The 7,140-nt window shown below is 42.7% G+C and carries 9 protein-coding genes and 1 pseudogene; 2 read left to right on the top strand and 8 right to left on the bottom strand.

Going from position 1 to position 7,140, the window contains the following annotated elements; all coding sequences use genetic code 11:
* Nucleotides 1-123: 123 nt before the first annotated feature.
* Nucleotides 124-336: pseudogene (locus tag UYC_RS0127655) on the bottom strand (DUF2887 domain-containing protein); the annotation flags it as partial.
* Between the two features lie 51 nt (nt 337-387).
* Complete coding sequence (locus tag UYC_RS38225; protein ID WP_071588432.1) at nt 388-546, bottom strand: hypothetical protein; 159 nt, start codon at nt 544-546, stop codon at nt 388-390.
* 339 nt (nt 547-885) lie between these two features.
* Between UYC_RS38225 and UYC_RS0127645 the strand changes: the two genes are divergently transcribed.
* A complete protein-coding gene (locus UYC_RS0127645; RefSeq protein ID WP_016874046.1) occupies nt 886-3,504 on the top strand; it encodes a TonB-dependent siderophore receptor in 2,619 nt (872 codons plus the stop codon).
* Between the two features lie 77 nt (nt 3,505-3,581).
* A complete protein-coding gene (locus UYC_RS0127640) occupies nt 3,582-4,775 on the top strand; it encodes an ABC transporter substrate-binding protein (RefSeq protein ID WP_235082920.1) in 1,194 nt (397 codons plus the stop codon).
* A 440-nt stretch (nt 4,776-5,215) separates the two neighbouring features.
* On the opposite strand, the gene UYC_RS0127635 is transcribed toward UYC_RS0127640, so the two are convergent.
* From UYC_RS0127635 to UYC_RS39630, 6 genes are all read right to left on the bottom strand, one after another.
* Nucleotides 5,216-5,839: a Uma2 family endonuclease gene (locus UYC_RS0127635; RefSeq protein WP_016874048.1), complete on the bottom strand. Its 624-nt coding sequence runs from the start codon at nt 5,837-5,839 to the stop codon at nt 5,216-5,218.
* 110 nt (nt 5,840-5,949) lie between these two features.
* Entirely contained in the window at nt 5,950-6,108 is a 159-nt protein-coding gene (locus tag UYC_RS39110; protein ID WP_016874049.1) for a hypothetical protein, read from the bottom strand.
* On the bottom strand, nt 6,109-6,339 hold the full coding sequence (locus tag UYC_RS0127625) for an element excision factor XisH family protein (RefSeq protein WP_016874050.1): 231 nt from the start codon (nt 6,337-6,339) through the stop codon (nt 6,109-6,111).
* A 25-nt stretch (nt 6,340-6,364) separates the two neighbouring features.
* Nucleotides 6,365-6,514, bottom strand: coding sequence for a hypothetical protein (locus tag UYC_RS38220; RefSeq protein ID WP_157171282.1), 150 nt, complete (start codon nt 6,512-6,514; stop codon nt 6,365-6,367).
* A 129-nt stretch (nt 6,515-6,643) separates the two neighbouring features.
* Nucleotides 6,644-6,850, bottom strand: a complete 207-nt coding sequence (locus UYC_RS0127620) for a hypothetical protein (RefSeq protein WP_016874051.1) — start codon at nt 6,848-6,850, stop codon at nt 6,644-6,646.
* A gap of 157 nt (nt 6,851-7,007) precedes the next feature.
* Nucleotides 7,008-7,106 (bottom strand): GIY-YIG nuclease family protein, encoded by a 99-nt coding sequence (locus UYC_RS39630; protein ID WP_268743990.1) that lies wholly within the window; start codon nt 7,104-7,106, stop codon nt 7,008-7,010.
* Nucleotides 7,107-7,140 lie beyond the last annotated feature (34 nt).

Here is a 7,140-nt window from a genome sequence, read left to right as displayed (position 1 = left end):
GTTCTAGGTTACTTGGCTCACCTACATCAAAAGAACAGTTATACATTTTGATGGTGACTTTTCAAAATATACCTTAGCCATACATCCCTAGTTTCTAGGGGTTCCTGCTGAGAACGAGCCGCACTCCTTCTGAAATTGCACCTCGCAGAAATAAACCACACCTGGACTATCATTTTCTGGTGGTAAAAACACTCCATCAATCTCAAATTTCGGTTCTTTAACAGCTACCGAATCAAATTTATATTCTTCTGCATTTGTCGGCGGATTTGTCAATAGTTCAAATAGTAAAGTTGGTGATTGTTGAAATAACTTATAAAATATCGAATCTCGACGCATGAAAAGTCTGCTGAAATCGGCACGAGCATCAAAAACTTACCATTGACTATCCTAATTCTCAAGTGCTTCCAACCAAACTTGTGAATCGCTTATGCTGTTACAATCAAGCAAAGCTACTCTGCGAGAAGCTGCGCAAAGCCCGTCTACACGAAGATTTTGCAATCGCTTCAAAGAAAGAGATTCAACACGCTGATGCACTTTTTGAGACAATTCTCCAGTTATCTGTTAACTGTTTACTGTCACCTATTCACTGTAATGCCCTTTTGGAGTAGACAAGTAGTCAATACGGTTAGGTTAAAGGGTAAAGAGGAAAGGGAAAAGGCGTAAAAATAAGACTTATAGCCAATAAGTTTCTTGAATTTTTTGCTCTTCAGAACTGTATTGGATGAGTGCCTTTTTTGAGTAGAGAGAGTTGTTGGCATTTTTATATACTCAATTTTACTAATTGAATAAGAATTATTTGCAATAGTCTCGTTATCGATTTCGTGCGATGGGCAAAGCCCGGTCTACAACCATCGCAACTTCAAATGGTGTGATTGAGGAGCTATTATGAAGCTTTGGCAGTTTTCTTTTGGTATGCGTTTGTGGCTGATAATTAGTTTATCGGGTTTTTTAGGCACTGTCGCCACTGAACCGGGATTGGCATCAGAAAAGTTAAAGAATACAAATATTTCTCAACTGGGCAATATCAAATTTCCTGCAACCAGTGCCCAAATGTTAGTGCAACAACCAGCACCAACCAACGCAACCCCAGGGGAAGTTATTACAATTACGGGGGTGAGAGCAAACCCAACCGATAAAGGTGTAGAAGTAGTTTTGGAGACAGCCCAAGGTGAGAAACTGCAAGTCACAAATCGCAGTACGGGGAATAATTTTATTGCAGATATCACTGGTGGGCAGTTGCGTTTACCTGATGGCAATGCTTTCACGTTTAAATCAGAAAAACCCATCGAAGGAATTACAGAGATAACGGTTGCAAATATTGACGCGAATACGGTGCGGATAACGGTAGTTGGGGAGAAAGCTTTACCTGCGGTTGAGTTATTTGATGATAACGTGGGGTTGATTTTTGCAGTTGCATCTACAGCCACAGCAGCACAGGAGCCGGAAAAACCAGCGACTCAGAAACCAGAAGAACAACCCGCAGCCCAGCAGGATGAGCCGATTGAATTGGTGGTGACGGGGGAACGGGATGGATATCGCGTACCGAATACCAGTGTAGGTACTCGCACCGACACTCCCCTGCGCGACATTCCCCAATCGATTCAAGTTGTGCCGCAAGAGGTGCTGCGCGATCAAAATGTCACTACCTACAACGAAGCCCTAAGAAACGTTCCTGGGGTAGCTCCATTCAATTCTTCAACAACACAAATTAGCAACTTCATTATTAGAGGCTTCCTTAGCTTTGATTTTGCTAGCAACCTTGTTCTCAGAAATGGGTTGAGAGAGGCTGGAGGTTTGAATGCGGAAACAACTCCCGACATTGAAAGAATTGAAGTGCTCTTAGGCCCGGCTTCCGTGCTTTATGGGGCAGTCAATCCTGGTGGAACCATTAATCTAGTAACGAAACAACCGCTGCGCGACCCCTTTTATGCTGTTGATGCCACCATTGGCAGTTATGACTTCTATCGGGGTGCTATTGATTTATCAGGACCATTAAACGATTCCAGGACGGTTTTGTACCGACTGAACGCATCCTACCTAGTTAGAGGGAGTTTTATTGATTTTGTTGAGCGTGATCAATTCACGATCGCGCCTGTTGTGAGTGTGGCAATTGGGGAACGCACTAGCTTCACCTTAGAAGGTGAGTACACACAGACAAACGAAACTAATTTTACAGGCTTGCCAGCAGTCGGTACAGTGCTGCCCAACCCTAATGGACGCATCCCGCGCAATCGTTTTGTTGGAAACCCTGACTTTGTTCTGACTAGCAAAAGAAGCAGAGTGGGATATCGCCTACAGCACGAGTTTAGCGATAACTGGTCATTACAAAATGCGTTTCAGGCGAGATTCTTTGACCGTATATGGGAAAACGGCTGGCGTATCAATACGAGTCTTGATCCCGATAATCGAACATTGAATGGCGAACTTTACGACGAGGAGAATGATGTAACCATCTACGACCTAAACACTAATCTAACAGGCAGATTTTCTACAGGTTCAATTGAGCATCAGCTAGTCTTTGGTGTTGATTTGGGTCGATACGAGCAAGACCTCAGGCTTTTCACAGCACCTGCTGTACCACTAGATGTGTTTAACCCTGTGTATGGGCAGCCTTTTGCTGGGCCTTATAGGAACGATGGTAATACCTCAACCGTCACGGACACTTTAGGGATTTATATTCAAGACCAGGTGACACTGGCTCCTAATCTCAAGTTATTGTTGGGCGGGCGGTTTGATCTATTTGAGCAAATTACCCAAGATTTGCTGACAGATACCAGAACCAGTCAATCGGGGAATGCCTTCAGTCCGCGTGTGGGGATTGTTTATCAGCCGATTGAACCCATTTCTCTCTATGCCAGCTACAGTCGCTCATTCAACCCAGTTACTGGTACTGCCTTTGATGGTAGCCCATTCCAACCGGAGCGTGGCACTCAGTATGAAGTTGGAATTAAGGCTGATTTGAATGACCAACTTTCTACAACTCTTGCCTTTTATGACCTAACTCGAACTAATGTCTTAACCACTGATCCAGACAATCCTAACTTCTCGATTCAAACTGGAGAACAGCGTAGCCAAGGCATTGAACTCAGGGTTCAAGGTGAAATTTTGCCGGGATGGAACATCCTTGCAGGCTATGCCTACACCGATGCCAGAATCACCCAAGACAACACATTTCCCGTGGGTAATCGGTTGAATGGTGTTCCAGAAAATGCCTTTAATCTATGGACTAGTTATGAAATTCAGCAGGGTACCTTACAAGGGTTAGGATTTGGCTTGGGATTATTCTATGTCGGAGGACGGCAAGTTGATTTGGACAATAGCGTTGAACTCCCCAGCTATCTGCGGACAGATGCAGCGATTTTTTATAGGCGCGATCAGTTTCGTGCCGCCCTCAATTTTAGAAACCTTTTCAATGTAGATTATTTTGAAAGTACCTTTAGTCCATTAACTATTTCTTATGGTGAGCCGTTCGCGGTGCAGGGTACGATTTCGTGGCAGTTTTAACCCCTCCCAAACCTTCTCCTTGCAAAGGGGAAGGAGCCAGCCGCAACTACTGTTGTTTACTGCCTTACTAATGGGGGATGAAGGAGAGTAAAGCAAATGGAATTCGTGTAGTGGGTTTACGAATGAGCAGGTTGACCAAAAATTGGATGGAGTTTTGCAGGCGATCGCTCAGACGATTCGTTAGTTACAGCAGTCAACCCCACCCTAATCCTCCCTTTACTAAAGGGAGGGAACCGATACCAACTTCCCTTCTGCTTATAAAGGGGGGATTGAAGGGGGTAAAACAACAACTATTACTAGCACTACTTACAATTGGGATCGTCTCAGGCTGTAGCAGTACGGCGATTGAGTATAGCGTAATACTGAGTACTAAACCACCGCCTTTAAGCCCTTGCCGAGTCGTGGAACACCTTATGGGGGAAACCTGTGTTCCCGCTCATCCTAAACGGGTCATTATCCTTTCGCCTTTTAGCTTGCTGAGTAATGCGCTTACCCTGGGTGTAAAACCCATTGGTAGTACTGTTCATTCAATTCAGGATTTGAATGCAAACTATCCAAGCGAACAAGCCCATCTTGGGGAAGAAATAGAAGGGATTCAGCAAATAGGCTTGGCAACTGACCCTAATCTGGAGAAAATCTTACTACTTAAGCCTGATTTAATTTTGGCTTGGGAAGATGCTAGAGCAATATACCCTTTGCTTTCTCAAATTGCTCCTACAGTCGTGGTTCCTTCTAATATGCCCAACTGGAAAGAACCTAAGTGGAAAGACCAATTTAGCTTTGTCGCTGAGGTTTTAGGGAAAGAAGCAGTAGCGCAGAAAGTCATGAATAAGTACTATCAAAGGCTTGAGGAACTCAAAGTAGCCTTAGGTAATCGTTATCAAAATCAAACAATTTCTGTGGCTAGTGCTATTGGGTATAACAATTTCACTTTTGTTAAGAACTCATTTATCGGCTCTATCCTTGATGAACTTGGACTACAACGCCCACCAGCACAAAATGTTGTTGCACCCAATGGTGCGATTTATAACATCTCTGAGGAAAGGCTGGAGATATTAGATGGCGATATTCTATTTTTTCCGGTTCACAATATTGGTGCTAGAGAAGCTTATGAAAAGCTAAAACACAAACCCCTTTGGAAAAAGCTAAAAGCTGTTCAAAAAGGACAGGTTTATCTTGTCGATTTTTGGGCATGGATAGTGTGGGACGATCCATCTGCTGCTAGTGTGGTGATTGATGACTTGTATAAATATTTAGTTAATGCACCCTAAGTGCGATACGCGAAGCGTCAAGCCTCCAGCTTATCGCAATCTCGTGTAGGTTGGAACGTAGCTTGCTTCCCGTTCCCTCGTAGACGCGGAGCGCGGAGCGGCTTCTGTAAAGTAGAGGGTTCCCGCAGGTTAGGGTAGTGGAACCCAACAAACTAACTGAGAAAACGAATTATAAATACCTACTAGCACATCATCTCCTCCTTTGAGGATAGGCACAAAGGGAAGCAACGATGAAATCTACAGTTAAAAAACAACGTTGGCATCAACTTTTTCTGTATTTAAACGTCAATTCTGCATGACACCCAGACAGTGCTTGGGGGGTAAAATTAAGTAATATGGATTTGAAAGCATCCCACGCGAAGGCAATAACGGACTTTTCTCTGAATGCAAAGTAAAAATAGGACTTACGCAGTGAGACGAAAAATCAAGGGTTTAGATGATTACAGATGAGCATTAAAAATTTGGTTGGCAGTGAGATTGAAAGTAGGAAATATTGGAGAAATAATTTGGTCATTATTTCTAAATTGAGTCATGATATACTCCCCATCAATGAGATGATAAACTGAAATTGTTGGCTGTTTGGGAGCACCAATAAACCGTTTACCACCTAAAGCTTCATAATCAATTATCCAATATTCTTGAATCCCCATTTCCTCATAGTCCGCAGATTTCTTTGAGTAATCATCGCGCCAGTTTGTACTGACAACTTCAACAATTAATTTGACCGAATCGGCTATTTCAATAATTGACTCACTTTCCCACCTTTTTTCATGAATTAGAGCTTGTTCATCTAAAACAATAATATCCGGTTCATATCCCGATTTACCAACTGATGTTTTGACTATTGATTCTCTGGGAATAAACCAAATGTCCTCTTTATTCAAGTTTGCAATAGCTATATTGAGATGGTTAATTGTAAAACCAGTCACTCTAGAATGTTTTCCTCTAGGCTTGGCCCTTTCAACAATTACCCCATCATGTAATTCGTAACGTACTTCAAAATTTTCTGGATACCATTCGATAAATTCATCAAATGTTATCGATTTAGTTAAAGCTTGACTCATATTTTTTGTTTAATGAAAAACACAATATACAATTCACATCTAATACCAATTTTGGATTTTGGATTAAAACTATTGATTAATAGGCTAGTCCAGAATTTTGAAACAAGAACTTATTTGACATTAACTAATTCATTCTCTAACACAAAGGTAGCAAAAAATGCTAAAACAGTCTCCAATTGATTTAACTGCTCGTCTGCACGTAGCAATCGCAATGCTTCTCGAATCGTTGACTCGTCATCTCCTCCTGTAAAGAAGAAATTTCGAGTCAATCATTGGAAGAGTGCGATCGCAGTTTTCATCAACCGGGCGATCGCTCCTGCTCTGCTGCCAGCAAACGCCATGTCTACACCGCCCACCTTAATCTGCAACGGATCATGAGTCATATTCCATCCATCCTTAATCAAGGCAGTGCGATCGCCAATCTTGTAGGATGCGTTAGTGCAGCGTAACGCATAACCTAACTTATAAATTCTCAACCATTTGTATATAGAGAGGTTCACTCGTTCCCGACATCAACTGGTGAAATCATCGTTTCCTGCAATCCCCAATCAACTGGATAAACACCATGTGCCACATATCGATGAAAACTAGAATAAAGCCAATCCGCAGCCCGTTAGCGAAGCCTCTGCGATGCAGAATCGCACAACCCATGTCGCACTGGATTGTCATGAACATAATCACAATTCCAGCTTTTGGTTTATGTGTTACGGCTAACGCCTAACCCATCCTGCATCTACTGAGCCGTGGGGCGATCGCACAACTTCGAGCTACCTAAATTAACTCAATCACAGCATGGATTTGAGCTTAATTACCTCTTCCCGGTTTACAATCAGCAAAACCCAATGCTTCTGTATCGAGAAAACTTGCGATTGCCATTTCAATAACCGCCTCAACAGGATACTCAATTTCGGCAGCACGATTAATTAAAGCCTCCCGAATGCGATCAGGTAGAAGTTCTAAAATAACATCGGCATCGTTACTTGTCAGTTGTTCTTTACTTTTAGCCTGCATAAGTTCACCTTTCGGCTGGGATTTGGACGTTGTCAGGAGGTTCGGTAGCCCTGAGAATTATTGCTTCTAACTCCAATAGTAACCCAGGGTTTTCCCAGTAAGAAATTGGCTGCACTGCAATCCGAATATCTTCATCATTATACTTATCGAGCCATGCCTACAAAAAAGCCTTATGTCCCCCACTAAAACGACTCCGCAAACTCTTGGTTTTACCGATATAGAGCAAACCGTCTGTTTTGTGTCTAATTGCATAGATACCAGGACGAGGGGGAATACTGGTGAATTCACGG

The sequence above is a fragment of the Chlorogloeopsis fritschii PCC 6912 genome, assembly GCF_000317285.1.
Taxonomy (GTDB): domain Bacteria; phylum Cyanobacteriota; class Cyanobacteriia; order Cyanobacteriales; family Nostocaceae; genus Chlorogloeopsis; species Chlorogloeopsis fritschii.
Note: the sequence above shows the minus strand (reverse complement) of the source record. Positions and strands in the feature narration are given on the sequence as shown.